This is a genomic window from Ohtaekwangia sp. (assembly GCF_036786105.1).
Taxonomy (GTDB): Bacteria; Bacteroidota; Bacteroidia; order Cytophagales; family Cyclobacteriaceae; genus Ohtaekwangia.
Map to the genome: position 1 here is coordinate 85,930 of NZ_DAIQRQ010000005.1, position 23,719 is coordinate 109,648.

The window sequence follows — 23,719 nt, forward strand, 5'->3', positions numbered from 1 at the left end:
TTCCTTAGTCAATTTCAAAAGGAGGAGCTGTGTTTGTTTTCTTCTTTTCTATACCGAGAAAATGTAAAAAGGTATCACCGCGTAACCCCAGGCGGATGGTTTCCAGCGGAATAACTTCTTCGGGGGCAATGTTGCCAAGGTTTACGTTGGCACCCAACAGTTTAATGAACCATACTTGCTGCGCTTTCTGCGGTGCTTCCCATATAATTTTCTCGAAGGGAATTTTCGTCAGAATCTCCTGAACGAGACCTGAGCGAACTTCACCGGTGGAACGGAACAATCCCACGTTACCACCTTCGCGTGCCTCACCAATTACTTTCCACGCACCGGCATCCAGCTCTTTTTGCATAAGCTCGATCCACTGATACGGGGGAATAATTTTGTCTGCATCTTTAGACCCGACTTCAGAGAGTACCGTTACCTGTTCTGAAAGTTTTGCTATGTAATCGCACTTCTTGTCGTGATCAATATCCATCGATCCGTCTGAGACTTCTGCGAACGACATATCAAATTTGTCGAGCAATTTGCGATAATCGTCAAACTGATTGCGAACAACAAACGCTTCGAAGAGTGTTCCTCCGAAATAAACCGGTATACCTGCTTCTTTAAAGACTTGCAGTTTTTCTTTCAGCTTCGGTGTAACGAATGATGTAGCCCATCCTAACTTAACAATATCAACATGATCTGCACAGGTACTGACAAAGTCTTCGGCTTCACGGATACTCAGGCCCTTGTCCATGGCCATGGTAAAACCGTATTGCCTGGGCTTTTTGGTACGCTCAGGCAGGTTGTTAAGGTCGTAATTCATTAATTATTGTCTTTTCTAAACTGCTCAATGATCTTATACAGAGCCTTTTGAGTTTCCAGTTTCGGAAAGAAATCAAACAAGGCCGTATGACCATCGAAGTCCAAAATTAAGGCATTTTCCAAATAATTAAAGGCTTCTTTAAAACGGCCCGATTCTATGAGGTAGACTACCATGCGATAGAAAAGCTCAGCATCGTCAGGTATTTCGTCAAAACCAGCTAACAGCGTCTCAATAGCCTTTTCATGAGCACCTTGCTCATAGTAGATAAACGACCAGTTCAGCCAGATTTCTTTATCGCTCGGATCAAGCTTGCTGGCCTCTTCATAGGCGTCAACGCTGGATACTGTGTTGCCAACTTTAAATTCTGCGTGTGCTACAGCTTTCCAGTATTCGGAGTTCTCCGGGTGGATTTTTAATGCTTTGTTATAGAAATGAAGTGCCTGATACCATTTCTCCTGTTTCTCCAGGCAGGCACCTGCACCAAACCACGCTTCGTCATATAGCGTGTCGAGCTTGGATGCTTTCTGAAAATATTTCAGTCCCAACTCATATTGTTCCAGGCTTTCGTAAGCAGCGCCCAGGCAACAGTATACTTCAGGACTTGGTCCTTCAATATCAATTGTCTTGCGGAATGAATCGAGTGCTTTGGTATACTCACCCATGTTCATATAGGTGTTGCCGGTATTGAAGTAAGCAGAAGCAAACGTCTCATCGATCGTAATAGCATAATCGTATGCGTGGAGTGCTTCTTCAAATTTTTCAAGCTTGTTGTATACAATGCCCAAGTTATACCACGCAGCAGCAGAGTATGGATCTTCGTCAATAAACTTCTGATAGTATTCAATACTGCTTTCAAGCTGGCCGGTAACATCCAGGCAGAAGGCTAATTCATATAACGCACCGTCATGATTGATGTTGATCTCAATTGCCTGCTTGTATGCATCTATAGCCTGCGTATAGTTCTCCATGCTTTGATATGCAAGACCTATGCTATAGTATACTTCGTCTTTATCGTCAGCAAAAAGCAATGCCTGCTCAAAGTTCTCGATCGCTTCTTTGTGATTACCCTTCAATGAAAGTATAGATCCTTTCGTTAGAAATATTTCAGGATCATTAGGCTGCAATGCATGCGCCTGATCAAGCAACTCAAGCGCTTCATTATATTCTTCCAGGTTGGTAAGAATCTGCGCTTTTATAGTGATCAACTCTGTTGAAAAAGGATATTGACTGATGGCCTGATTAACAGCCTGTAATGCTTTATTATGTTTGCCACGGAACATGTAAAAATCAATGATCTGTTCGTAGGCATCTAAATCGAAAAACTCAGCTTTCTTCTTACGGAGATGGTCTTCAAATCTTCTTATCAGCTCGTTTCCTTCTTCTTCTCGTTTGCGGTATTCTCTCGCCATGGACTAAAGGTTTTCCTAAAATAGGTAAATTTTAACGTAAAGCTACGACCTTTCATTCTATTTTTCGACCGACATTTTTTCCCTGTAATATTGGCAACACCATTCAATACTTTTATCAATCGGTTGAAACTGAATAGAGAAAAGTTTCTTGATTTTATGATTGTCATATAAAAATTCCGTACCGGCTATTCTGGCAGTTTCCCGTGTGATGAGTGGTTCGCTGCCTGTAAACCATGTCCGGAAATGTTCCAGTCGGGCAATAATTTTTAAAGTCGTTGAAGTGAGTTTTATACCAGGTGCTTTTTTTTGAAACTGCTGCGCTAAACGTGTAAAGAAATTTTTAAAAGAAATGTTGCCAGCGTTAAGAATGAAACGTTCACCTTCAATAGGTTGATGCAACATGCGATATGCGACATCGGCAACATCGCGAACGTCTATATAGTTCATATAGCCATCTATATAAAAAGGTTTTTCATCCCACACATACTTAAAAAGTTTTGCACTACTGTTGTTCCAGTCAGCAGGTGCCAGTATAATGGATGGATTGATGATGACTGTACTAAGACCTTCTTCCTGTCCGCGAAATACTTCAAGCTCGGCAAAGTATTTTGATTCGGCATACCTGCTGTTAATTGAACTGACAACCCATTTATTTTTTTCATCAATGATATGCTGCTCTTTCTGGCGGCCTAATGCTGCCACGGAACTGATGTGTACCAATCGCTTCACACCTTTTACAAGGCATGCATTGACTACATTACGAGTTCCTATCACGTTGATGTCCATCATGATATCTGCTTTGCGCGGATTAAACGACACGACAGCAGCGGCATGAATAACATGTGTTACATCTTCCAGTGCTTCCAGTAATGACACTTCATTGGTAACATCGGCTGTACGCCAGGTAATAGCGTGTGCTATATCTTTCAACAAAGAGGTGTCGCTATTTTCGCGCTTCAGGGCTACAAAGGGTTCTTTCAATTCAACAAGCTTTCGGATAATGAAACTTCCGAGAAGTCCGTTGGCACCGGTTACAGCAATCATCGTTGATCAGGTTTTCAATCAGTCAAATCAGATCAACAGAATTACTCGTTGATCGTTATACTCACTCTTAAAAAATTACAAAGTATTGTTGAGTAGGGGTAAAGATAGAGCTTTTTGAAAGTACTTCAGCTTTTGAGCTTCGCCGATTAATGCAATGTGTTGTTGTGAATGACAATCGCTTCCAAGGAAGTGTACCCAGCCGCGATCGATAAGTTTCATAGCAGTAGACTGTGCTTCCCTGGAATAATAACCGGTAATGGAGCTGATATTAACCTGAAAAAGTACACCGCGTTGCAAGAGGTCTTCCAGTTTCTCAATATTGTTTTGCAGGTAAATATAGCGTTCGGGGTGTGCCAGTACGGGTTTATATCCGTTGGTGCTGGCCAGAAAAATAAACTGCTTCAGATTGAAAGGTTCTGTCATGAAATTCGTTTCAAAGAGCAGGTAATTCTTTCCAAAAGAAAGCATGGGCTGCTTTTTTTCCATCATGGAAAACACTTCCTCATCGAGGTAATACTCGGCAGCCGTTTCAATTTCAATATCGATGTTCTTTGCGGCCAGGTATTTTCTGAGTTCACCCAGCTTACTTGTTATACCGGCTGGTGTGTTTCGATAGGTATCACTCATTACGTGAGGCGATGTAATGAGCTTCTTATATCCTAATGCCAAAAATTTTCTAATAATCGCTTCAGACTGTTCGAATGTTTCTACACCGTCATCCAGCCCCGGTAAAAGATGGGAGTGAATATCAGTCGTGAGGGGAGTAGTGGCTAATGGTGTTTTTTTTCGAAACCAGTTGATCACGCTTTTATTTTAAAGAGAGATTTGATCTTGTCTACATTGCCTTTCTCTTCCGGCTCATAATAACCATAGCCATAGCCGGCTGATTTTTTATGAGGCGAAGGAAGTGCATTTAACAAGGTAGTAACATTAACGATTTTGTTGATCGAAACAATACGCTGCAAGTTGTAAAGAAATTCGCGTTTCGAATAATTGGCGCGGAAGATATAGAGCGATATATCGGCACGCTTCATAGCTTGTATACCATCGGTAACCAGACCCACCGGCGGTGTATCCAGTATAATAACGTCATACACTTTCTTAAGGTCTTCCAGTAAGTTTGAGAACTCTCCGTTCAACAAAAGTTCCGAAGGGTTTGGAGGAATAGGACCAGAAGGTATATAATCAAAGAACTCCAGGTTGGTGGTGAGTACACAATCCTGCCAGCGATCTTTTTTGATCAGTACGGTACTCATGCCTTTGGCCGGATCAGGTACATGAACCGGCAAATACGATTTTGCCTTGCGCATATCCAGGTCAATAAGCAGCACTTTTTTGCGCGAGAGCGCCATAGCACCACCGAGGTTTAACGCAAGAAAGGATTTTCCTTCCCCCGATATAGTGGAAGATATAGCAATAACACGCTGCGGTCCGCTGGTGCGAAAGAAATCAAGGTTGGTACGTAACGTACGAATCGCCTCACTCACCATCGATTTTGGATGGCTGATTACATGCAATCCTTCACTGGCAGAATAGCGTGATGATGGTACTACACCCAATACGGGCACGCCACTGATCTTCTCCAACTCGTTCACGTTTGTAACCTTGTTATGCATGAGGTATAAAAATCCAATGAAGAAAAATATAGCCACCATACTGGTAACGAGGCCTATGCCCAGGATGATCTTCCGGTTGGGAGAAATGGGAACTCCAGGTACTGTAGCCGGAGAAAGTATTTTGAAATCAGGAGTTGTTCCCGCCTGTGCGATCTCAAAGCCTGATTTGGTTTGCATTAGCGAGAGATAAAATTCTTCGTATAATTTATAAAAGCGTTGATTCTTGGAGTATTGTGTATTTTGATCGGGCATGTTTACAAACGCTGACTCCAGGTTGGCTTTACGCTGATTCATCTCTTGTAGTTTTTTCATCCAGTCGGTTTTTAGCTCCGCTAGCTGCTCGTAGGTTTTATTGGTACGCGTATCAACTTCGTGTTGCTTTTCGCGATATGCCAGTGTGCTTTCGTTATACGATAACTTGAGCCGCTCTTGTTGTAATAACAGAGTCTGAACAGCATCTATATCTTTAAATAAATAATCGGGCAACACCTGGCGAATGGAGGGCGTAACAGAAAAATTCTTTGCCTGTAGTCCATCCATTAACTTGTTTAACTCGGTAATTTTGCGCGACATTTCATAGCGCTGCGAATCGATCTTGTTAATGCTGATAATCGTCTTTCGCAAATCTTCCTGCAGGTCGTTGGTTTTATTCTTGAGTGTAAAGCGTTCGAAATAATCTTCGAACCCTTCCATCTTGAGTTCAATCTGTGTGAGCTCGTTGTTGAGCCAATCAATTTTTTGCTTGGTAGCGAGTTTTTTCTGTTCGTAGCTATAGTGGAGGTATGTTTTGTCGATTGCATCTACAATGGCATACGCCTTACTGGCATTGTTATCTTTGAAAGCGATGCGGATGGTTTTGGCTGCATAATTAAGCGGCTCTACCGAGAGGTTGGAAATAAGATAGCTCAACAAAACATCATGACTGTTGATAATGAAGAAAAACTCAATCTCACCTTCGGAAACAAAATCTTTGTTTTGAGTCAATGTAAGTTCTATTCCATCGGCACGTACCGGCTTTCCATATTGACCGCTGATTTTTTTATTGCCTTCTTCCCAGGTAAGTGAAAATGTTTCGGGTGATTCTTTTTCAAGATAGAAGGGTTGATTGTAATATCCCGGATTTTCTATTCTGAAATCCACCCACACCGGTGTGTTGTTAAAGAGTTCATGATTCAGTACTTCGCCTTTGCTGAAGTAACTTACATCGAGGTTTAAAGAATCCAGTACTTGTTCGAGGAATAGTTTTGACCGGATCATTTCTATTTCTCCGGAGATCAGGTCTGTGCTTTGCGTTTGCTCTCCCGCCAGCATGTTAATGCCAAGTTCGGAAGCTTCATCCTTTACATCGAGCTTAATTTCAGAAGACGACTCATAACGATCCTGTGTATAGCGGATAATGGTATACGAAGTGAAGTTGATAACCAGGAATATCAATACGATCCAGATCAGGTTATTGACTACAATAATTTTGAGCTTACTGAAATCGATACCTTCTGCTGATAAAGGGTTTGAATTGATATTGTTTTTTACTGGCTCCACACGAAGGATTTATAGTGATATAAGCACAACAATAAGTGTTGTAAGGCTGGTAATGACACTAAGCACCGGACCATAATCGCGGAGTGCTTCACTGATTGGCCTGCGGATAGGTTCAACATACACTATATCTCCGGGCTTGATCAATATATTGTTTTTCTTATATCCTTCAAAAGTTGTGAGGTCAGCCACAAACAACGTGTCGCCCCGTAATATACGGATATTCGAAGCACGGGCATCGTTGTTTATACCTCTTGCCAACGCGAGTACCTCGGTTAGTCGCATGTTCTCATTAGCGAGCGGTATAACCTGTCCGCCCGGTGCACCTAACACCACCACGCGCTTGTTGGTATAGCGCAACACCACGAAAGGCTGCTGGTAATATTTAGCGTATTCTTTTTGCAGCAGCTCTTCGGCCTGCATAATCGTAAGTCCTTCCAGTTTTATAGGAGCGATCATCGGCAGCTTTAAAATGCCTTCTTCGTTGATCAGGTATGTATTTGCTTTTTTCTTTTCAGCGCCAGCACCCGCTCCGGATGCTCCCGGATTATCCTGATCGATATAATTGTTTGGATCGATTAGTCGCTCGCCCTGGTTTGTGTATACTTCCAGTTCCAGCCGGTCGTTTTTTTGAATAACATAATTCCGTTCTGCCTTTTCAGCTTGCCCGTTAATGGCTTGCTGATCGCTAACCTTAAACATAATGTTCTGCCTGTAAGAAGCACAAGACGACAGTATAAGGCCTGCAAAAAATAAAATGAGTATAGAATGAAAAAAGCGCAAAACTCTCAACTGTAAAAAAGTTATGGGTTCGGTTACGTATTATCGTGAAATTACAGAATTTCTCAATAACTCTTCTAGTGTTGGCAATTGTTGATCCTTATCTGAAATGATGGGATTCTGCACTTGCCAGTTGATATTTAGCTCAGGATCGTTCCAGCGTATGCCATTCTCGGAGTCGCGGTGGTAAATATTGGAACACTTGTAGAAGAAAACGGAGTCTTCCAGGGCAGCAAATCCATGTGCAAAACCTTCTGGCACCATCAGCATATTGCACTTCTCAGCCTCCAGCAGGCAATAGTAAACTTTTGCGAACGTGGCAGAACCGGGGCGGAGATCAACCACAACATCCAATACTTTCCCCTGCAATACAGTTACAAGCTTTGCCTGAGCGTAGGGTGGGAGTTGCATGTGTAACCCGCGGATAACACCTTTCTTGGAGAAGGAGCGATTTTCCTGCAGGAATTTGTAATGTATACCTGATTTGTTGAAGGTGTCTTCGCGGTAAAATTCATAAAACCATCCGCGGCTGTCGTTATAGACGGCCGGAAAAATTTCTACCAGCCCTTCAATGCCGGTCTGTTTTACTTCCATGAAATATAGTCTGTAAGTTTAAGAAACCTTTCTTAACTCGCAGATGGTCTGAAGATACTTGTCGATTACGATGGATTCGCTATACTCTGCCTCTACTTTTGCCCTGCCATTTTCACCTAAAACCCGAAGTTTGGTGCTGTCGAAGCCCGCCATCATTTTCATCTTCTCAGCCAGATCATCAGCGTCTTTCAATTTGCAAAGAAGTCCATTAAAATTGTCTTTCACAACATGATTGCAACCCGGAACATCGGTAGCAATGATTGGCTTGGATGAGCTGGCAGCTTCCAGCAGGGTGCGGGGAGTTCCTTCGCGATAGGAAGGCAGTACGATACAATCAGCCTGGTTGATGAATTGCTGCACATTATCAGTAGTGCCGAGGTATTCGATGGTTTGGGAGTCGATCCATTCCTGAATTACTTCTCTTTTTATACCTCGTTTATGTTCAGGATCCATAGCGCCCAGTACCTGAAAGCGTGCTTCTATCCCTGTGGATTTCAATTTCCTGATCGCATCTATATATTCCATTACACCTTTATCGGTAATGAGCCGGGAGATGAGAAGAAACGTAAATTTTTCATTACGCTTGAAACCTGCCGGCTTGAATTTTTCCAGATCAATGCCAGAGCCGGGTAATAGATCTACCGCTTCCGCACGAACCAACTTTTCTTTTACAAACAACTCGCGGTCGTCCGGATTCTGGAAGTATACTTTCTGCGCAAAGCGAAAACTGATTTTATACAGGAAGATAGCGATGGCGGAGACTAAATTCTTTTTGAGGAAAACGGTACCCAATCCGCAAACATTATTTACAACCGGAATTCTAAGCAGCGATGCTGCCAGTGTTCCGTATACATTGGGCTTAATGGTATAATGCAGGATGATGTCCGGTCTTACCTTTTTGTAGATAGCGTAAAGCTCTACAATCAAGGCGGAGTCTTTTATAGGATTAGCCCCACGGCTGTCCATTTTTACTTTATGATGAATGCACCCGGCTTCTTGCAAATAGTGGGTATATTCATCTTCCGGTGCAATAGTATGAACTTCGTAACCTTGCGCTAAAAGCGCACGAACGAAATTCATCCTGAAATTGTAAATATTCCAGGAAGTGTTGAGGACAATAGCAATTCTCATCATTGGGCTCTGGTTATGAGAACTTTGAAAATCCTTCTTCCGACAAATGGTCGAAAAATCAGATGGTCTCTATAATTCTTGGGTTTAGATTCAACAAAGGTAGAAAAAAGTAACCATGACCGGTAACTTGTATAAATATTTATCGCGTATGTTCGCCTCTCGTAAATGATACTATGGAAGACAATTCTTCAACAGCAGTTTTAGTAGCGCTGAATAACACTCGTAAAGAGGAAACCGATGAGCATCTGGATGAGCTTGCATTTTTAGCGGAAACATCCGGAATTAAGACGGTACGGCGGTTTGTTCAAAATTTACCGCACCCAGACCATCGTTTTTTCCTTGGCAAGGGAAAGTTAGCTGAGCTGAAAGCATTTGTTCATACCGAAAAAATAGGGAATGTAATATTTGACGATGATCTATCGCCATCGCAGCTCCGAAATCTGGAACGTGAGCTAAATCCGAAGGAAAATGAGGATATTAAAGTTCGAATTTATGACCGAAGCCTGTTAATTCTGGATATATTTCTATGGCGTGCGCAGACAGCACAGGCCCGTACGCAGGTTGAGTTGGCCCGTAACCAATATTTGTTACCCCGTTTAACGCGATTGTGGACTCACCTTGAACGCCAGCGAGGCGGAACAGGCACACGTGGTGGTGCCGGTGAAAAAGAAATTGAAACTGACCGCAGAAATATTCGCTTTCAGATAACTGTGCTGAAAGAAAAACTCGAAAAGATCGAGAAGCAGCGCGCCACCCAGCGCAAATCGCGCAACAACGTTGTGCGGGTAGCATTGGTAGGATATACCAATGTAGGAAAATCTACCCTTATGAATTTACTATCCGGCTCGGGCGTGCTGGCGGAAAATAAACTCTTCGCAACCGTAGACTCTACCGTGCGCAAAGTTGTATTTGGCAACATTCCATTTCTCCTTTCCGATACGGTGGGCTTCATTCGCAAACTTCCGCATCATTTGATCGAGTCATTCAAGTCTACGCTGGATGAAGTGCGTGAAGCAGATCTGCTTTTACATGTGGTTGATCTTGCTCATCCATTTCATGATAACCAGATAGAAGTTGTTTCTAAAACGCTGGAAGAGATAGGAGCGGCGACTATACCCACTGTGCTGGTGTTGAATAAAATTGATTTGTTCAAAGCCAGCAATCCGGAGGTGAACCTGGAAGAAATGCGGGGCTTTTACCGGCAGCATGGCTATGAAGATGTCATCTTTGTATCGGCTACAGCACGTGAAAATATCCAGGAACTAAAACAACTGATCTTCGACAGGGTGAAAGAAAAACATCTGCAGATATATCCCAATTTCATGAAGGATGGTTACGAATTCTCACCTTGGCCTACCGAAACAACTTGAACAGAGCCAATATTTTTTATCTTTGCGGCCCTTGCTAAATGGAGCTTAGCAAGAACTGGTCCCGTAGTTCAATGGATAGAATAGGAGTTTCCTAAACTTTTGATGCAGGTTCGATTCCTGTCGGGACTACCATAACATCAAAAAGCCTGAAATTATAAAAATTTCAGGCTTTTTTTGTTTGAAGTGATCCTGTTCGGTTCCTTGTATTCTTGAATTTTTTGGCAAATTCAAACTCGATGTATCTTAAATTGGGAGATATACACCATGCAGAATGGTCACCTTTTCCGGAGACCTGTTTTGAATCTTATAAATGCAGGGCTTCAATAAAACTTCTCAAAGTATATGTTGTACATTAATTTTTAGTATGGAATACAGTATTATATACCTTATAGGTTAGTATATGTGAATAGGCTAGTAAGTCCAGACGACATTATCGGCTTTGTTAAGAGATTGGCGGACTAAGTATAAATACGCAACTGCCCTCGGTATTTGTTCCGAACGGATCAATCCACTTCTTCTATAGCTTTGCGGTAACAAATTTCAGTTTATGAATCTATCCACCGGCAGAGGAATTATCCTTGATCAAAAGTCTTATGGTTTCAATGAGTATATTCCTGAAATCCCTTGCATTCGCCATGAGGTCACAGGTTTCAAAACGAGTAGTGATGTGCGTGAATGTTTTAATTTGATTCTTGACTATGTTGCCGAGAAAAAGCAAATCCATGAGAATCTGGGTATCCTTTTTGATATTCGAAGTGGAAAGGCGGTGTCCGGCAACGATTTGAAATGGATCGGTACGGACTGGCAACCCAGAGTTGTTGGAATGGGTATCCGCTATATAGCGATGGTTATTCCCAATTATCCTCTGGCAGAATTAAATGCGGAGGTGTCATCAGATGACCACGACCAAGACAATCATAGATTGACGAAGAGATTTTTTTGTGATCACGATGCTGCGTTGTCCTGGCTCAAAGAAGTTCTTAACTAGGAAGGCATAGGTATTTCAGATGAACTATAAACCCGGGCAGGGGATTTTGTTTTTTTAATCGTTGTCCACAACGGAATCTATATAGTACTTTCCTTTATGGCCAGGGTTCTTTTCATTTATCCCGTGCCAAAAATCCTTTATTATATTTCCAAACATCTCCTCTGCAAGGCTTGACTGCGAACGGTATTCCTGGAGTACTGTGAGGATGTTATCAACAGCAGCAATGTAAGAATCAGACTCCAACACGTTGTAAACTTGTTCGATGTCATAAATCAGCGGCAATATATCCCTATACTTATCAAATGTATCTGAAAGCTTCCTACAGATAGTAGTTTCCAAGAAGTCAAAAGAGAGTCGGTTAGGCTGTTCCATACGAAATGTGAACACTATTTAAATATACGAAATGTTCTCACGAAGAACATATAATACTAAAGATTCCAGTCAGGTGTTCAACATTGCCAAATTAGGTGTCAAAGATTTCCAGTGAAGACGATGCGTGCTATGTAGCCACTATAGGAACAGAGACACTGAATGCATAGACTCGACTATTCCCAAAGATGCTGTCGGAATCGCTCAGGGAAGTATGCAGGAATTTCATTGAAGTAATCAAGGAAGCCAAGCCAGAAAATATATAAAGGCTGGATGAACCGGATTAACTCATTCAAATTTCAAAACTGACCGGCTTCGAAATCTCTCTATAGAGTGACTGGCAGGAATGAACGTAAAGGTGTTGATTGAGCTTTGCTCCAGCAGCGTAATAAAGGTGCTCATGTTTTCGAATCGAACATAAAAAATGAAGCACTTGGGCAATGCATCGATTTTCACTGATAATTCTGTAAGCCGGTCTGTTAATACAATTCTATCAAACAGGTGAATCCTGGATATTTTGAATGCTGGATACATAAGGCAACGATTGATATAACTAATATATTCAAATGCTTTCAAGAATCAAAGCCTTGCGTGGCGATGAAGTATACGAAATGTACGTCATGCCCTACCAGTTAAATGTCATGGGCGTGCAGCCTCAATGCAATAGCAAACCGTTTTGACGAAGTTCTATAAGACAATTGAAACCGGTGGTATTACCATATATACTTTGCTACCACCGACCCGTGAACGTTCTGGTGTGAAAGTTGACCACAACTAACTTCGAAATATATAGTAAGACAGAAGCAAATTGTCTTGCCTATCAGACGATTGATAATTTGATGTAATCTGTCGATTATATGATTGATGCTATTTCAATCACCCATTTTTTCCCTATACATAACTGCACACAATTGTTATCGTGTCACTATTGTCAGCCTGACAAAGAATTAATAACATTAAGAGTCTTTGTTTTAACTTTGATTCATTTTAATTCTGTTCAGATAAGTTTATATGGAAGTTTGGAAACATAATCTCGCCAGGTTAAAGACCTTCAAAAAGAAATTTGGCCATTGTAACGTTCCTTCTCAATGGAAAGAAGATTTGACTCTTTCGCGATGGGTGGAGAATATCAGAAATCAAAAACACCAACTACCAAAGCCGCTAAAAGAAGAACTCACGGCAATGGGTTTCAATTTCGATTATAACGTCATTGATGATTGGGATGTTATGTATGAAAAACTCAGGGCCTTTTACAGGAAGTTCGGACATACGGAGGTTTCTCCTGATGATGCAGAACAAGAATTGTTGAGTTCATGGGTTAAACAACAACGACTATCGCACAAAAGACTTTCACCTGAACATATCCGCAAGCTTGACGAAATCGAGTTTATCTGGGAATTGAGAAGACCTCATTATACTGCACAGTGGTTGCGGGGATTTGAAAGGCTGAAAGCCTATTATCACGAATTTGGCAACTCGCGCATTGCGTGGCGGGATAGTAAACATTCTGATTTGTTTGAATGGAGCCGGTCGCAAATTAAAAGGTATAAGGGTGGAAAGCTTTCGGAGGATAAGATCAGGCTGCTTAACTCAATCGAGTTTGACTGGAATGCAGGAAGAAAGAAAATAGAAGAAGAAAAATGGTTGAAGAAGTATGAGGAATTGAAAAAGTTCAAGAGTACTTACGGGCATTGCAAAGTTCCCATTCGTCAGCGGGCCCTCTATGCATGGGTTAATATAAACCGGATTAAAGAAAATCTTCTAAGCGAAGATCATAGAAAAAAATTGAATGACCTCGGGTTCGAATGGAGTGATCAAATACAAAATAGAAGAGGAGAAAACTGGGACGCCATGTATAACAAGCTGAAGGCTTTTTATAAGAAGCATGGCCACATCAAAGTCACGAAAAGAATGAATCCTAAATTGCATCGATGGCTAATGGCTCAGGAAGAAAAAGTATCTATAACCAAATACAGGCGCGAGAAACTGGAGGCTTTGGGAATGGTTTGGAGAAAAGACAGGAAGAAAAAAAGAGACGCCCAATGGAATGTGATGTATAATAAACTAAAGAAATTTTATCTTGACAATGGTCATTTTGTTGTCCCCATTAAAAATCAGGAATTGCGAGGATGGTTGGATAATTTAAAGGTTTGGAACAAGACACTTACTGATGCACAAAAGCAAAAGTTAAAAGCCATCAAGTTTGATTTTACTTGGAGAAGGGCTGACTATTTTAGATTACGATGGGATAAGCGATATGAAGAACTGAAGAAATTTAAAAAAGAATTTGGGCACGCTAAGCCATCGAAGCGCACTGGAGCATATACCTCACTGGGCCTCTGGATAGCCTGGCAGCGAAAGAATAGACACAGACTATCGACAGAACAAGTAAATAAACTTAACCGTCTGGGCTTTGATTGGCTTGACAAAAAATGATTGACGGTGACGCGATGATGTATTAGCAAGATTTCAAACCTTTAATCGATGGCCTCGTTAGTCGAATTGTTAACCTTATACTCTATGCCTAAAAAGACCTTTATTTTTGCATTGTTAATTGTTACAGCTTCATGTTCTATTAAGAAAAAATTTAAAGAATTGGTAGCGCTAAGAACCGATTTGATATCCACCTTTGACCACGAAAATATAGTAATCTCGCAAGGGCAGGATGCGGATACTGATTATTCATATACAAAAGTTACATTCTGCCATTATGATTTATCCTCTAAGCCTTTCAACGAACTTCAGGAGATGGCAGAAAAAGTAGATAGAAAACTTTTTCTCTACGACCCTGATGTAGACTATACCGAAGTTATATTCACAAGCGGAGATACACATCGGTATCCCAAGGCATGTATTAGATTTCGGGCTGGCGAAATGGATATACCGGATTAGTCGAAGTAGTTTTGATAGTTGCTGATTTGGGTAGTCGCAAAGGTATAAAACGTAGTGAAGTGTATTTGTTCACCCCACTACAGGACATCCTATACCAATGGAATATACTGATGGCAAAACATGGAAGCCTGGGGCGGACATTCGGATGTTGTACTCAATCGCCATCATTATGCTTTTAGTACTGATGGTAAGCACTACCATTCTTTTGGAAGCCCTTATCAGTTGACCTGGGGCAGCTATAGAGGCGATCGCATTGGAATTTTTAATTTCAATGTAAAAGAGGATAAAAGATATGTTGATATTGACTGGTTTCGTGAGTATGATTAAGTGAGAATACCTTGAGCTTTTTAGAGAGTCAACAGTTGTCGGGTCATTTTTTTAAGATCAATGTAGAGGGCGCATCCGCGAGTGATTTGTTTTTTTCCGCTACTAATTTTGCCCAGGTAGAAATACTGGTTACGAATAGATCTGTTGATTGAAAATTTTCTGACTGTATTTCGCCAGCCGAAACAATTGCAATATGATTCGGTGCGATCTGTTCAATCTGTCTGATTCTTTCTTTAAATCCATGGTCATTCTTTAGTGTGCGGCCAAGTTCTAAAATAATCACCTGCGATTGGTTGTTGGAAATAAAGCGTTGCACATACTCGAGCAGAAACGAATCCTGAGATTCACTAATGGCAACTGCAATTCGATCGGCAGTATTGAAATCTTTATCTATAAATACACCAACGGGTACATCTGCTTTGGTAAGAATAGCATTTGTTCTCAGGTCTAAAGCAGAGTCAGATAATCCGCTGTCTAATTTGGTATGTTTGTCGAAGAATTTATCAGGATGAAAAATGCGTGTGGTAAAGCCCAGTATATTTCCAAGCAATGTTCCCTGGTAAATGGACTTACCGACACCAATTAGCAAGATGTCATAATTTCCTTTGTTGGCAATTTCTGCTATATCCGATTCAAGATCAGATGTAGCTTTGAACATGGTGTTCACCTTGCGGTTTAGCTGTTTCGATTCTTCCAGCACTGGCAGAAAACTTTCACGTTCATATTCCTCAATGTTATATAGATGCAAATCATTTGCAGGTGAAAGGTGCATGGTAGTGAGTTCTGAATTGCCATTGAGATTTTTTGTAAAGCTGTTGGCGAGTCGCAGCAGCGTGCGGCCGGTATCCGGATTGGCAAAAGAGATCAATACTTTATAAAGACCGGAATCTGCAATCTTGCCTGGTGCAGCAGTTGTTTTGTCTTTGAAAAAATGATTGATCATATCGAGAGCGGGTCCAGTCATCATGGTAGTCACTAATGCCATAATAACCATCATGGCAAATACTTCAGGACTCAGTACACCGAGGTCATATCCTATATTGAGTACAACAAGTTCCATCAGCCCGCGGGTGTTCATCAACGCTCCAATAGAAAGACTGTCTTTCCAACTTTGGCCAACAACTTTGGCCGCAATAGCGCTTCCTAAAAATTTACCGGTAACAGCTACAGCGATGATCACGCCCGCGGTCATCCACAGCGAAGGTTCGTTCAGCAAACCGATCTGTGTTCTGAGTCCGGTAAAGACAAAGAAAAGTGGAAGCAGTAATACAACGGATACGTCTTCTACTTTTTCAATAAATATATTTCTGAACTTAGCATTTTCAGGAATGATGGCACCGGTCATGAAAGCTCCGAACAATGCATGTATACCAATAAGCTCGGTAACATAAGAAGAAAGTATAAGGGTGAGAAAAAAGATCGCGACAATTGGCTGGCTTAAATTTTCCCGTGATGTGTGCAGGTCACCAATTCTTTTCAGAAAAGGCTTTACTACTTTGAGCATAACGAATACATAGCCGATGGCCATGAGTATAATAAACAGCGAACTGCCAAAAGAGCCTGCTTTTACAATGGCAATAACCGCAGCCAGTATGCACCATGCAGTAATATCATCGGCAGCAGCACAGGTAATAACAATGGTTCCTAATTTTGTTTTTTGGATGCCACGTTCCTGCACAATACGCGCTAACACCGGAAATGCTGTAATGCTCATGGCAATGCCCATAAACAATGCGAATGAGGTAAAGTTTATAGTTTGTGGCGCGAATGTCTCATACGTAAAATAGGCGAAGGTAACCCCTAATGCAAACGGAACGATGATACTGGCATGGCTTACTACTACAGCATCATGTGCTCGGTTGCGCAGCACAGTAAGGTCAAGTTCCATACCGATTACAAACATGAACAGAATCAATCCGATCTGACTCAGCAACTGAAGATTTCCCAACGACTGAGCGGGAAACAAAGTAGTAGCAAAATCCGGAAAATATAGTCCGAGCAGCGATGGGCCCAGTACTATACCAGCAATAACTTCACCGACTACAGCGGGCTGTCTCACTTTTTTGGCGAGGTAGCCAAAGAATCGCGCCGTGATAATAATGGCAACAATCTGCCCGAGGAGTATAGCAAGCGGATGCCTGAAGCTATGTTGTAAACCTGTAATGAAGTCGTGCCAATAATTACTGTCTTTGGAAGATGTTACTATTTGCCGGCTTACTTCCAGGTTCGTGGTGCCCTGTTTCAGGATCAGATAAATAAACAAAGCAAATGCACCTACTACCACTAAGTAGAATGCAATCTTTTTTGTGTTATTAACGGAAGAGATATTTTGCATAATAATCGGTATTTGTGACAGCGCAACCACAGGCATTTCCCTGGCTGTCGACTCAAGATGCTTAAAACCGGGTCGAATTTAATGGAATAAACGTGTTGCAATGAATGCGTACTTCCAAATATGTAACAAGGCGGAAAAATTTTGCAACGAAAAAGTCAGCATCCATTTTACAGGCATGGTGCACGTGCGGTGATTGAGTAATGATTCACGTTACAGCAGTCGTTACAATTTTTTCTTTGTTATTACAATGTTAACTGCTTCTGGATAAGACGGTTTTTATATTGCCGAAGCTGCCATTTTGCTGCCGAACCAGTTCAGGTAACGGTTGCCGTTTTTGTATTCTACTTTGCGAAGAAGTAAATATACTCCCGGCTGTTATTGGAGGATCACCGTACAAACTATTTATAGTATTGAAGAAACTGTAATGGATACATTCCTTATCCACTACAGTTTTTAGTATTTTATGGAAATATACTTCTCTTGCGTGTTATAGACGAAGTTTCTTCTCGGCAAGTGCAGTACCTTGCACACGCGCCTTGATCTTGGCAAACGCCAATTCGCGTGCTGTTGAAAGATCATCAGCAAAAGGAGAGAAGCCACAATCATCTGTTGTTCCCAGGTGCTCTATGGGAAGGATATCGGCAGCTTCCAGAACAAGATCGCATATTTCCTGGGGCGTTTCGATATGTTTGTCCAGAACATTTGTTACACCCAGAAAAATTTTCTGGCCGGGCTTCACAAATTCACGAATGGATTGAAGTGTATCCTTCTTGTTTTTCTCTGCGGCATATTCCAGGTAAAAATTACCTACATGGAGTTGAAATAAGTATGGCAGTAGTTCAGGATAACCTATATCGGCACTATGCGTAGAATCTTTGTCTCCTCCGGGACATGTATGCACGCCAATATATTTTTGTTCTTCTTTTGTAAACCGATCGAGTACCTGATTGTTGAGAGCAATAAACATTTTCAGTAACGACTTGGAGGGATCGAGCTTTATAGCAAGTCTGGCCTCTGTAAAATCTATCTGTACGTTATAGGCACCATTATTAAAGCACTGGCGAATGTCTCGCTCCGCTTCATTTATCAAGTCTGCTGTAAACTGCTCACGGGTATATTCGCCAATGCCTTCCGGAGGGTATAGCAAGCTAAGTGCTGAAACAGAAATAACCGCTTGCTTTACAGGGAGCGATGTAAATTGCTTTGCTTTTTTAACATAATTGCCTGCAAAATTTTCGTACTTGAATTTACGCCCTGTGAACTTCGGCAGCTGCCGGGTGTGGCCATCAGCAAATGGAATTACCACACCATCTGAAGCAAGTTCGCGCGAACCATGTATAGGATAGGTTGCAAAACTGGGTTTACCCTGCTCGCCATCGGTAATGATCGGAGAACCGGTCTGTTCAAAGAGATTGATCGTTTCTTTCAATGCTTTTTCAAGCGCCTGATTTAAATCTGCCTCTTTAATTTCTGCCTGTGCGAAAGCATTCATGGCGTCAAGCAAATAAGCCGGGCGCGGTATACTTCCAATGGGTTCTGTCGGAATTTTCATAGTAGTTAAAGGGTTGATTAAATGATATATTTAGTGATATGGATTATAGTTAGCATAGCCTTCTTCTGCCCGCGTCTTCACGCGATTTACATAGAACATGCGGTCGGCAGGTGCCCAGGGTTGCCAGGCTATATGTAAGCTGTACAATCGGATTTTGCCATACAAATGGCTGGTATCCATCATGTATAATGTAACGATACATACACCTGCAGACCAGGTATATATGAATACAGTTGCAGGAAAAATGGGTACCTGACTTTACTTCAGGCTCTTTCCGGAGGATGTATAATGGAAGCTGTAAAAGCGGGGATCAGCGTTCTAAAGAATGAATTGTGTTGCAGACTATATACCCAGCCTGGAGAAACAGTATATATTGAAAGGGCTTGCGGCAAATAGTCTTTTAAAAAGTTAACTGTAATTTTTAAAGTTGACTTACTATCGTTGTGATTGTCGCCAAATGTTCTTACATAGTCTTTTAGCGCACGGTCTATCTTTTTGTGTGTATCATCCTTTACACAAAGTACGGTAAGTGTATCCTTTGCATAACGTTGTTTTACGAGGCGATAAAATTCACCCTCGTGTTGAAATTCTCCCTGTGCGCGTTCGAAATCCGTTTGGTCGAACAGGTAGGGTATAGATACCGGAATCTTGATAGTAATTAATTGAAGACCGCTATAATTATCAGAATCGAATACGTTGTTCATGGCAACATCGTTCCGATGGTATAGGCCCACGAACACGCCATAATACCCGATTGTATTAAGGAATAGTAATACAATGAATGCTATGGAAAGAAATCTTTTCAATGGCTGGGAGCACGAATGGTTTGTTTAAGCTAAAATAAAATCCAGATAAATCAAAATTCGGTAAACCGGAGGTATAATTAAATCGCTTGGCTTGATCTGCCGATTGCTTTGTATATTCAGAGATTGCCAAGTTACACTTGACAATCTCTCTTTTTGTAATTCTATTTTACTTGTTCAGGGTTAACAGCAATTCATCCAGTTTATCAAGTGTTGCTGTCATTCCTTGCTCCATGCCCATCTGAATAACTGTTTCTAAATCGGAAAGGGATTTATAGGTCACCACTGTCTCCACCAAAGTGTTTTCACCCTTGTCGGTAAACGTAACACGCCATTCTGCACGCGGCAGGTCCTTGTTTATTTCTCCTTCTGCATTCGCAAAAGCGTCTAATGCTGTATAATAGTCGATAGGTTTAATTTTCACATATTCGGTATAGCCCCAGTATTCTGTGCCGTTGGGTTCTACCATGGCATAGTGCCAATGACCTCCTTCATGAAAATTCATGGATTTTGTCTTGGTAGTTAATGGAGCCGGTGCAAACCACTTGTCGAGTAGTTCACTTGTGGTATAACAATTCCAAACCAATTGCCGCTCCGCTAAGAATTTGCGTCTGATGGTTAACGTATTTTTTTCTTTGTCTACAAGGAAGTCGAACTGCAAATTGTGTTTCATTATTTTTTCTTTTTGAGGGTTAATAATAATTGGTCTAGTTGATCAAAGCGGCTTTCCCAAATCTTTCTGAATTGTTCTAACCATTTGTCTATTTCTTTCATTTTATCAATTTCAAGTTGATAGTATATTTCTCTGCCCCGATGTTCCTGTTTTACGAGTTCACATTCCGTTAAAACTTTCAAGTGCTTTGAAATTGCTTGTCGTGTAGTGTCGAAATGTTCAGCAATAGCATTTGGTGTCATTGCCTGTACAGTAATCAAGGTAATAATGGCTCTTCTCGTTGGATCGGCAATGGCTTGAAAAATATCTCTTCTCATGGAAGCGTATTCTTTGGTATAATAACCAGATTCAATAACGGCCTATGTTATTTCCGTATCATAGGCAGATACTTTTCCCGGTTGTCTATAATTACCCAAAGTATTATCGCAATCAAAACAAATACAATGGGCAATCCTGAAGGTGCCATGCTTATGTTGGCGAGTAAAATGCCTATTAAAACAGGCAGGATAACAATAGCGCCAAGTGCCCTGGTTCTTGGGAAGATCAATAATAAACCGCCGATAATTTCAATCGATCCAACAAGAGGCATAAGCCAGCCTATTTCCATAAATGCCTTCCCGGCCTTTACCATTTCCTCCGGCATGTCTTCAGGCATCGGCATATAGTGAAAGAATTTGTCAAGGCCGGCATTGATAAACATGAGGCCTGCCAGCAGGCATAAAACAAACAGAATTTTTGCTTTCATAGATATTATTTTTTAGTGAAACCAATTGGTTGCAAATTATTGGCAATTGATTGGTTTCACAATTGTTTTTTGAAATTTTTGACAGGCTTGCTAAAATTTTTTTAGTGTTAAAACACTTGATTTTTATACTGGAAATTGGCTCTACCTGTCGTGTAAATTCCTCTCGCCTTCTGGTTGGGACGACACCAATCTAGTTTTTATGGGCCTGTCGGGAGGAGTCAATCACTCCGGATAAGTGGTTGCTTCGGATCGTACGTTGGCCTCCATTTTAATGATCCGGACAACGATGCAATTCTAAAGAGGCTGGCCATATTGTTGACCGACAGATATGCCTTAATCTTAATGAACTGGTAAAAAGAAAAAGGAGTAGCAGCTCTTCAATATTGTTAATCTGTAATAAAAAAGAGCCTGAGCATAATACTCAGGCTCTTTTAGCTTTATAATATAGTTTGATCTATTCGTAATATTCAAAGGCATCAATGATATCGAGGTATACTCCATCGAATCCTGCATTGACTATTTTGTTCAGGTATGAGTCGCTGTTCTTATAAATGATATTCTGCCAGTCGGTATTCCAGTATTTTACTTTATAGTTACCAGGCCAATTGGGATTTTCAGCATCCATCCAGCTCGGTTTATTTTTATTCCAGTCACTCTGCCAGTAGTAGCGGTAATCTTCAGCCTCACCAATAGACATGTAGGCGATCACTTTGCGTGAGCCACCACCACTCTTTGTTTTAAGCTGTGCTACCTCATCTGCTGTAAGTGCAGTGCCATCTGTAAAGAACATGTCAATAATCAGTACATCGTAGCGGGTGGCTTTCAATGCCTGGAGAAAATCTGATTTTGAAGAGTAATTCTTTGAGTTGAGCAGGTAAAGAAAATTTTTAGCATCAGCCAATGTTGCTACATCGCCATTGTGTGCCTGGTAAGGTTCGCTCACTGGAATAATGTCGAGCTCACGATGTTCCGCAGCGTATGATATATATCCGTAGCTGTTGTTCGTAGTATAAGAGGCTGATTTCTTGCTATCGGTAGAGCAGTAGTCTGTTATCAGAATACGATTGCCGCTGCTGCTGGAGCGGTCGAGAAAAGCTTTCAGATATGTGGTAGCATCTGAAGGCGTTGCTTCATCATCCTGATTGTAGCCATACAGGAAATCTTCCTGACCATGTGCATCAACAGCATCGAGATAGGCAGTATGAAGGGGGCCATCTTCCTCGCCGTTTTGAGTAACAAGTTCAATCCCATTTTGGGGGACGATCAGAAAACCAGACCGTGAAGCTTTTGCAGCTTTGCTGATGTTAATAACAAAATTGCGCATTTCCTCTTTGTAATTGACTGAAGAGGAGGACGAAGTATCGTCATCGGAGGAGCAAGCACTTAGTAATACAATGCCGATCGTTGTGAAGAATGAAGTAAGTTTCATGAAAGAGTGTATATAAACTGGATTTGTGATATTATACTATATAACCGTGAGTAATGGATAAATATTGCTTGCAAGTTAAAAGGATTTCTTCTGTTAAAAAATGGGTCTATTTACTTAGCAAGTATGAAAGTAATTATTGCCTGTCCTATTAGTTATTACCTGGGCATGCAGCGGCTGCATAATTTTGCTTATCGCATAGAGACTGATAACGTTTGTACGTGTACGCTGGCACGTACAAACGTGCACACGTAACAGCGGATACACGTATATCAATGTGCACAATATTTTTCCAGGTAAGGTTTAATCTGTGTGATGCCCAGTGAAAGACACTTTCTCCAATCACGACAACAGCCTTCGCGATCTTTGATTTCGAGTTTAGCAGAACCGCGGTTTTGATAGGCAATGCCGTAAGATGGATTGATGCTGATCGCCTTATCAAATGCAGTTATGGCTTTTCGGAATTGCTTTTTGAGATAATATATTTTTCCTATTTCATAGTATCCTTTGTCTGAGTGACTATCCAGACTTACTATTTTTTCGTATTGCTTCAGGGCCAGGTCATACTTCTTCTCTTCCATATATCCGTAGCCTATATTTTCATAGAGACGAATATTTTCGGGTTGCATTTTTAACGCAATGTCAAAGTAGCTGCGGGCTTTTTCAAACTGACGCATGCTATTGTAGGTTACTCCCAGGTTCCATATAGCCGTGAAATCATCATCTGTTATAATCGTCTTGTTGATATCCAGAATCTTTTCGCAATCCTGTATTACAAGATCATACTTCTTCAATGCGTAATTCGCCTGACTGCGAAGCAGCAATGCCGACTCTTGTTCGGGGTTGGATTCGAGGGATTTATTCAAATAACCGATGGCTTCAGCATATTGCCTGTTTTGCAAAGCTTCATTACCTCTTTGCAAGTATTCATCGGACTGCGCATGGCTGGGTAACGCAAAAGCAATCGTTAATAACAGGATAATGTATCGCATAGCTATAACGACAAATCTACAGTATACTTTTGATCAGTAAAGCAAAAATATATTTGTCCTTACTATTTTAAGCTTTTTTGTCATTGAAGTAAATCTGTTCTTGACATTTACTTGAGACCGCTTTTCCTGATCCACCCTTCACCCTCACAGTATTTAACTTTAACCCATTTGTTAGTTTCTCCAATAACAACTACGATAGATCTCTATTCAAATAATTTATCAAAGGCATTCATTTATTTTTTATATACTCAAATAATTTTCCTCCATTAATTGGCAAGACCTCGCCATCGCATTCAAAATAAGAAGCTATGATGCAATATGTAAAAAGC

General features: G+C 41.1%; 24 protein-coding genes and 1 tRNA gene. 7 read left to right on the forward strand and 18 right to left on the reverse strand.

Annotated features, from left to right (window positions below; all coding sequences use genetic code 11):
* Positions 1-4: 4 nt before the first annotated feature.
* The 8 genes from V7Q33_RS04210 to V7Q33_RS04245 all read right to left on the reverse strand — a co-directional run bounded on the left by V7Q33_RS04210 (position 5) and on the right by V7Q33_RS04245 (position 8,921).
* Positions 5-808 carry a phosphosulfolactate synthase gene (locus V7Q33_RS04210; RefSeq protein WP_331982868.1) on the reverse strand — a complete coding sequence of 268 codons (804 nt, stop codon included), beginning with the start codon at positions 806-808 and terminating at the stop codon, positions 5-7.
* Positions 808-2,217, reverse strand: a complete 1,410-nt coding sequence (locus V7Q33_RS04215; RefSeq protein ID WP_331982870.1) for a tetratricopeptide repeat protein — start codon at positions 2,215-2,217, stop codon at positions 808-810. The genes V7Q33_RS04210 and V7Q33_RS04215 overlap by 1 nt, the downstream gene beginning before the upstream one ends.
* A 57-nt stretch (positions 2,218-2,274) precedes the next feature.
* The gene (locus tag V7Q33_RS04220; protein ID WP_331982872.1) at positions 2,275-3,261 is read right to left on the reverse strand and encodes an NAD-dependent epimerase/dehydratase family protein; all 987 of its coding nucleotides are present in this window, start codon (positions 3,259-3,261) and stop codon (positions 2,275-2,277) included.
* Positions 3,262-3,336: 75 nt separating this feature from the next.
* Complete coding sequence (locus tag V7Q33_RS04225; protein ID WP_331982874.1) at positions 3,337-4,065, reverse strand: tyrosine-protein phosphatase; 729 nt, start codon at positions 4,063-4,065, stop codon at positions 3,337-3,339.
* Positions 4,062-6,416 carry a GumC family protein gene (locus V7Q33_RS04230; protein ID WP_333818989.1) on the reverse strand — a complete coding sequence of 785 codons (2,355 nt, stop codon included), beginning with the start codon at positions 6,414-6,416 and terminating at the stop codon, positions 4,062-4,064. Before V7Q33_RS04230 ends, V7Q33_RS04225 begins: the two co-directional genes overlap by 4 nt.
* 9 nt (positions 6,417-6,425) lie before the next feature.
* Entirely contained in the window at positions 6,426-7,115 is a 690-nt protein-coding gene (locus tag V7Q33_RS04235) for a polysaccharide biosynthesis/export family protein (protein ID WP_333818990.1), read from the reverse strand.
* Positions 7,116-7,235: 120 nt separating this feature from the next.
* The gene (gene rfbC, locus V7Q33_RS04240) at positions 7,236-7,787 is read right to left on the reverse strand and encodes a dTDP-4-dehydrorhamnose 3,5-epimerase (protein WP_331982880.1); all 552 of its coding nucleotides are present in this window, start codon (positions 7,785-7,787) and stop codon (positions 7,236-7,238) included.
* 18 nt (positions 7,788-7,805) lie between these two features.
* On the reverse strand, positions 7,806-8,921 hold the full coding sequence (locus V7Q33_RS04245; protein ID WP_331982882.1) for a glycosyltransferase family 4 protein: 1,116 nt from the start codon (positions 8,919-8,921) through the stop codon (positions 7,806-7,808).
* A gap of 170 nt (positions 8,922-9,091) precedes the next feature.
* Here V7Q33_RS04245 and hflX point away from each other — a divergent pair, with 170 nt between their 5' ends.
* From hflX to V7Q33_RS04260, 3 genes are all read left to right on the forward strand, one after another.
* A complete protein-coding gene (gene hflX, locus V7Q33_RS04250) occupies positions 9,092-10,288 on the forward strand; it encodes a GTPase HflX (RefSeq protein WP_333818991.1) in 1,197 nt (398 codons plus the stop codon).
* Positions 10,289-10,345: 57 nt separating this feature from the next.
* Positions 10,346-10,420, forward strand: a tRNA-Arg gene (locus tag V7Q33_RS04255).
* A gap of 415 nt (positions 10,421-10,835) precedes the next feature.
* Entirely contained in the window at positions 10,836-11,276 is a 441-nt protein-coding gene (locus V7Q33_RS04260) for a hypothetical protein (RefSeq protein ID WP_331976227.1), read from the forward strand.
* Between the two features lie 54 nt (positions 11,277-11,330).
* On the opposite strand, the gene V7Q33_RS04265 is transcribed toward V7Q33_RS04260, so the two are convergent.
* Positions 11,331-11,615: a hypothetical protein gene (locus V7Q33_RS04265; protein ID WP_331976225.1), complete on the reverse strand. Its 285-nt coding sequence runs from the start codon at positions 11,613-11,615 to the stop codon at positions 11,331-11,333.
* A gap of 1,041 nt (positions 11,616-12,656) precedes the next feature.
* Between V7Q33_RS04265 and V7Q33_RS04270 the strand changes: the two genes are divergently transcribed.
* The 3 genes from V7Q33_RS04270 to V7Q33_RS04280 all read left to right on the forward strand — a co-directional run bounded on the left by V7Q33_RS04270 (position 12,657) and on the right by V7Q33_RS04280 (position 14,864).
* Positions 12,657-14,081, forward strand: a complete 1,425-nt coding sequence (locus V7Q33_RS04270) for a helicase associated domain-containing protein (RefSeq protein WP_331976223.1) — start codon at positions 12,657-12,659, stop codon at positions 14,079-14,081.
* Positions 14,082-14,165: 84 nt separating this feature from the next.
* On the forward strand, positions 14,166-14,537 hold the full coding sequence (locus V7Q33_RS04275; protein ID WP_333818992.1) for a hypothetical protein: 372 nt from the start codon (positions 14,166-14,168) through the stop codon (positions 14,535-14,537).
* 120 nt (positions 14,538-14,657) lie between these two features.
* Complete coding sequence (locus tag V7Q33_RS04280) at positions 14,658-14,864, forward strand: hypothetical protein (protein ID WP_333818993.1); 207 nt, start codon at positions 14,658-14,660, stop codon at positions 14,862-14,864.
* Positions 14,865-14,907: 43 nt separating this feature from the next.
* On the opposite strand, the gene V7Q33_RS04285 is transcribed toward V7Q33_RS04280, so the two are convergent.
* The 8 genes from V7Q33_RS04285 to V7Q33_RS04320 form a co-directional block, all read right to left on the reverse strand.
* Positions 14,908-17,199 (reverse strand): cation:proton antiporter, encoded by a 2,292-nt coding sequence (locus V7Q33_RS04285; protein WP_333818994.1) that lies wholly within the window; start codon positions 17,197-17,199, stop codon positions 14,908-14,910.
* A 487-nt stretch (positions 17,200-17,686) separates the two neighbouring features.
* On the reverse strand, positions 17,687-18,751 hold the full coding sequence (locus V7Q33_RS04290; protein ID WP_331976215.1) for a cobalamin-independent methionine synthase II family protein: 1,065 nt from the start codon (positions 18,749-18,751) through the stop codon (positions 17,687-17,689).
* 30 nt (positions 18,752-18,781) lie between these two features.
* The gene (locus tag V7Q33_RS04295; RefSeq protein ID WP_331976213.1) at positions 18,782-18,934 is read right to left on the reverse strand and encodes a hypothetical protein; all 153 of its coding nucleotides are present in this window, start codon (positions 18,932-18,934) and stop codon (positions 18,782-18,784) included.
* Between the two features lie 80 nt (positions 18,935-19,014).
* The gene (locus V7Q33_RS04300) at positions 19,015-19,557 is read right to left on the reverse strand and encodes a hypothetical protein (RefSeq protein WP_333818995.1); all 543 of its coding nucleotides are present in this window, start codon (positions 19,555-19,557) and stop codon (positions 19,015-19,017) included.
* Positions 19,558-19,723: 166 nt separating this feature from the next.
* Positions 19,724-20,227 (reverse strand): SRPBCC family protein, encoded by a 504-nt coding sequence (locus tag V7Q33_RS04305; protein ID WP_333818996.1) that lies wholly within the window; start codon positions 20,225-20,227, stop codon positions 19,724-19,726.
* The gene (locus tag V7Q33_RS04310) at positions 20,227-20,544 is read right to left on the reverse strand and encodes an ArsR/SmtB family transcription factor (protein ID WP_331976208.1); all 318 of its coding nucleotides are present in this window, start codon (positions 20,542-20,544) and stop codon (positions 20,227-20,229) included. Before V7Q33_RS04310 ends, V7Q33_RS04305 begins: the two co-directional genes overlap by 1 nt.
* Before the next feature lie 47 nt (positions 20,545-20,591).
* Positions 20,592-20,972, reverse strand: a complete 381-nt coding sequence (locus V7Q33_RS04315; protein ID WP_331976206.1) for a DoxX family membrane protein — start codon at positions 20,970-20,972, stop codon at positions 20,592-20,594.
* 454 nt (positions 20,973-21,426) lie between these two features.
* Complete coding sequence (locus tag V7Q33_RS04320; RefSeq protein WP_331976204.1) at positions 21,427-22,401, reverse strand: endo alpha-1,4 polygalactosaminidase; 975 nt, start codon at positions 22,399-22,401, stop codon at positions 21,427-21,429.
* Between the two features lie 123 nt (positions 22,402-22,524).
* Between V7Q33_RS04320 and V7Q33_RS04325 the strand changes: the two genes are divergently transcribed.
* A complete protein-coding gene (locus tag V7Q33_RS04325) occupies positions 22,525-22,653 on the forward strand; it encodes a hypothetical protein (protein ID WP_333818997.1) in 129 nt (42 codons plus the stop codon).
* A gap of 17 nt (positions 22,654-22,670) precedes the next feature.
* On the opposite strand, the gene V7Q33_RS04330 is transcribed toward V7Q33_RS04325, so the two are convergent.
* Complete coding sequence (locus V7Q33_RS04330; RefSeq protein ID WP_333818998.1) at positions 22,671-23,390, reverse strand: tetratricopeptide repeat protein; 720 nt, start codon at positions 23,388-23,390, stop codon at positions 22,671-22,673.
* Between the last annotated feature and the right edge of the window lie 329 nt (positions 23,391-23,719).

Bases quoted from the DNA above. Each gene is read 5' to 3' on its own strand.
- V7Q33_RS04305 (WP_333818996.1), bottom strand. From the start codon at position 20,227: ATGAAACACAATTTGCAGTTCGACTTCCTTGTAGACAAAGAAAAAAAT.
- hflX (WP_333818991.1), top strand. From the start codon at position 9,092: ATGGAAGACAATTCTTCAACAGCAGTTTTAGTAGCGCTGAATAACACT.
- V7Q33_RS04215 (WP_331982870.1), bottom strand. From the start codon at position 2,217: ATGGCGAGAGAATACCGCAAACGAGAAGAAGAAGGAAACGAGCTGATA.
- V7Q33_RS04325 (WP_333818997.1), top strand. From the start codon at position 22,525: ATGAAAGTAATTATTGCCTGTCCTATTAGTTATTACCTGGGCATGCAG.
- V7Q33_RS04280 (WP_333818993.1), top strand. From the start codon at position 14,658: ATGGAAGCCTGGGGCGGACATTCGGATGTTGTACTCAATCGCCATCAT.
- rfbC (WP_331982880.1), bottom strand. From the start codon at position 7,787: ATGGAAGTAAAACAGACCGGCATTGAAGGGCTGGTAGAAATTTTTCCG.
- V7Q33_RS04290 (WP_331976215.1), bottom strand. From the start codon at position 18,751: ATGAAAATTCCGACAGAACCCATTGGAAGTATACCGCGCCCGGCTTAT.
- V7Q33_RS04275 (WP_333818992.1), top strand. From the start codon at position 14,166: ATGCCTAAAAAGACCTTTATTTTTGCATTGTTAATTGTTACAGCTTCA.
- V7Q33_RS04210 (WP_331982868.1), bottom strand. From the start codon at position 808: ATGAATTACGACCTTAACAACCTGCCTGAGCGTACCAAAAAGCCCAGG.
- V7Q33_RS04285 (WP_333818994.1), bottom strand. From the start codon at position 17,199: ATGCAAAATATCTCTTCCGTTAATAACACAAAAAAGATTGCATTCTAC.
- V7Q33_RS04320 (WP_331976204.1), bottom strand. From the start codon at position 22,401: ATGAAACTTACTTCATTCTTCACAACGATCGGCATTGTATTACTAAGT.
- V7Q33_RS04220 (WP_331982872.1), bottom strand. From the start codon at position 3,261: ATGATTGCTGTAACCGGTGCCAACGGACTTCTCGGAAGTTTCATTATC.
- V7Q33_RS04330 (WP_333818998.1), bottom strand. From the start codon at position 23,390: ATGCGATACATTATCCTGTTATTAACGATTGCTTTTGCGTTACCCAGC.
- V7Q33_RS04310 (WP_331976208.1), bottom strand. From the start codon at position 20,544: ATGAGAAGAGATATTTTTCAAGCCATTGCCGATCCAACGAGAAGAGCC.
- V7Q33_RS04315 (WP_331976206.1), bottom strand. From the start codon at position 20,972: ATGAAAGCAAAAATTCTGTTTGTTTTATGCCTGCTGGCAGGCCTCATG.
- V7Q33_RS04245 (WP_331982882.1), bottom strand. From the start codon at position 8,921: ATGATGAGAATTGCTATTGTCCTCAACACTTCCTGGAATATTTACAAT.
- V7Q33_RS04260 (WP_331976227.1), top strand. From the start codon at position 10,836: ATGAATCTATCCACCGGCAGAGGAATTATCCTTGATCAAAAGTCTTAT.
- V7Q33_RS04295 (WP_331976213.1), bottom strand. From the start codon at position 18,934: ATGATGGATACCAGCCATTTGTATGGCAAAATCCGATTGTACAGCTTA.
- V7Q33_RS04235 (WP_333818990.1), bottom strand. From the start codon at position 7,115: ATGTTTAAGGTTAGCGATCAGCAAGCCATTAACGGGCAAGCTGAAAAG.
- V7Q33_RS04270 (WP_331976223.1), top strand. From the start codon at position 12,657: ATGGAAGTTTGGAAACATAATCTCGCCAGGTTAAAGACCTTCAAAAAG.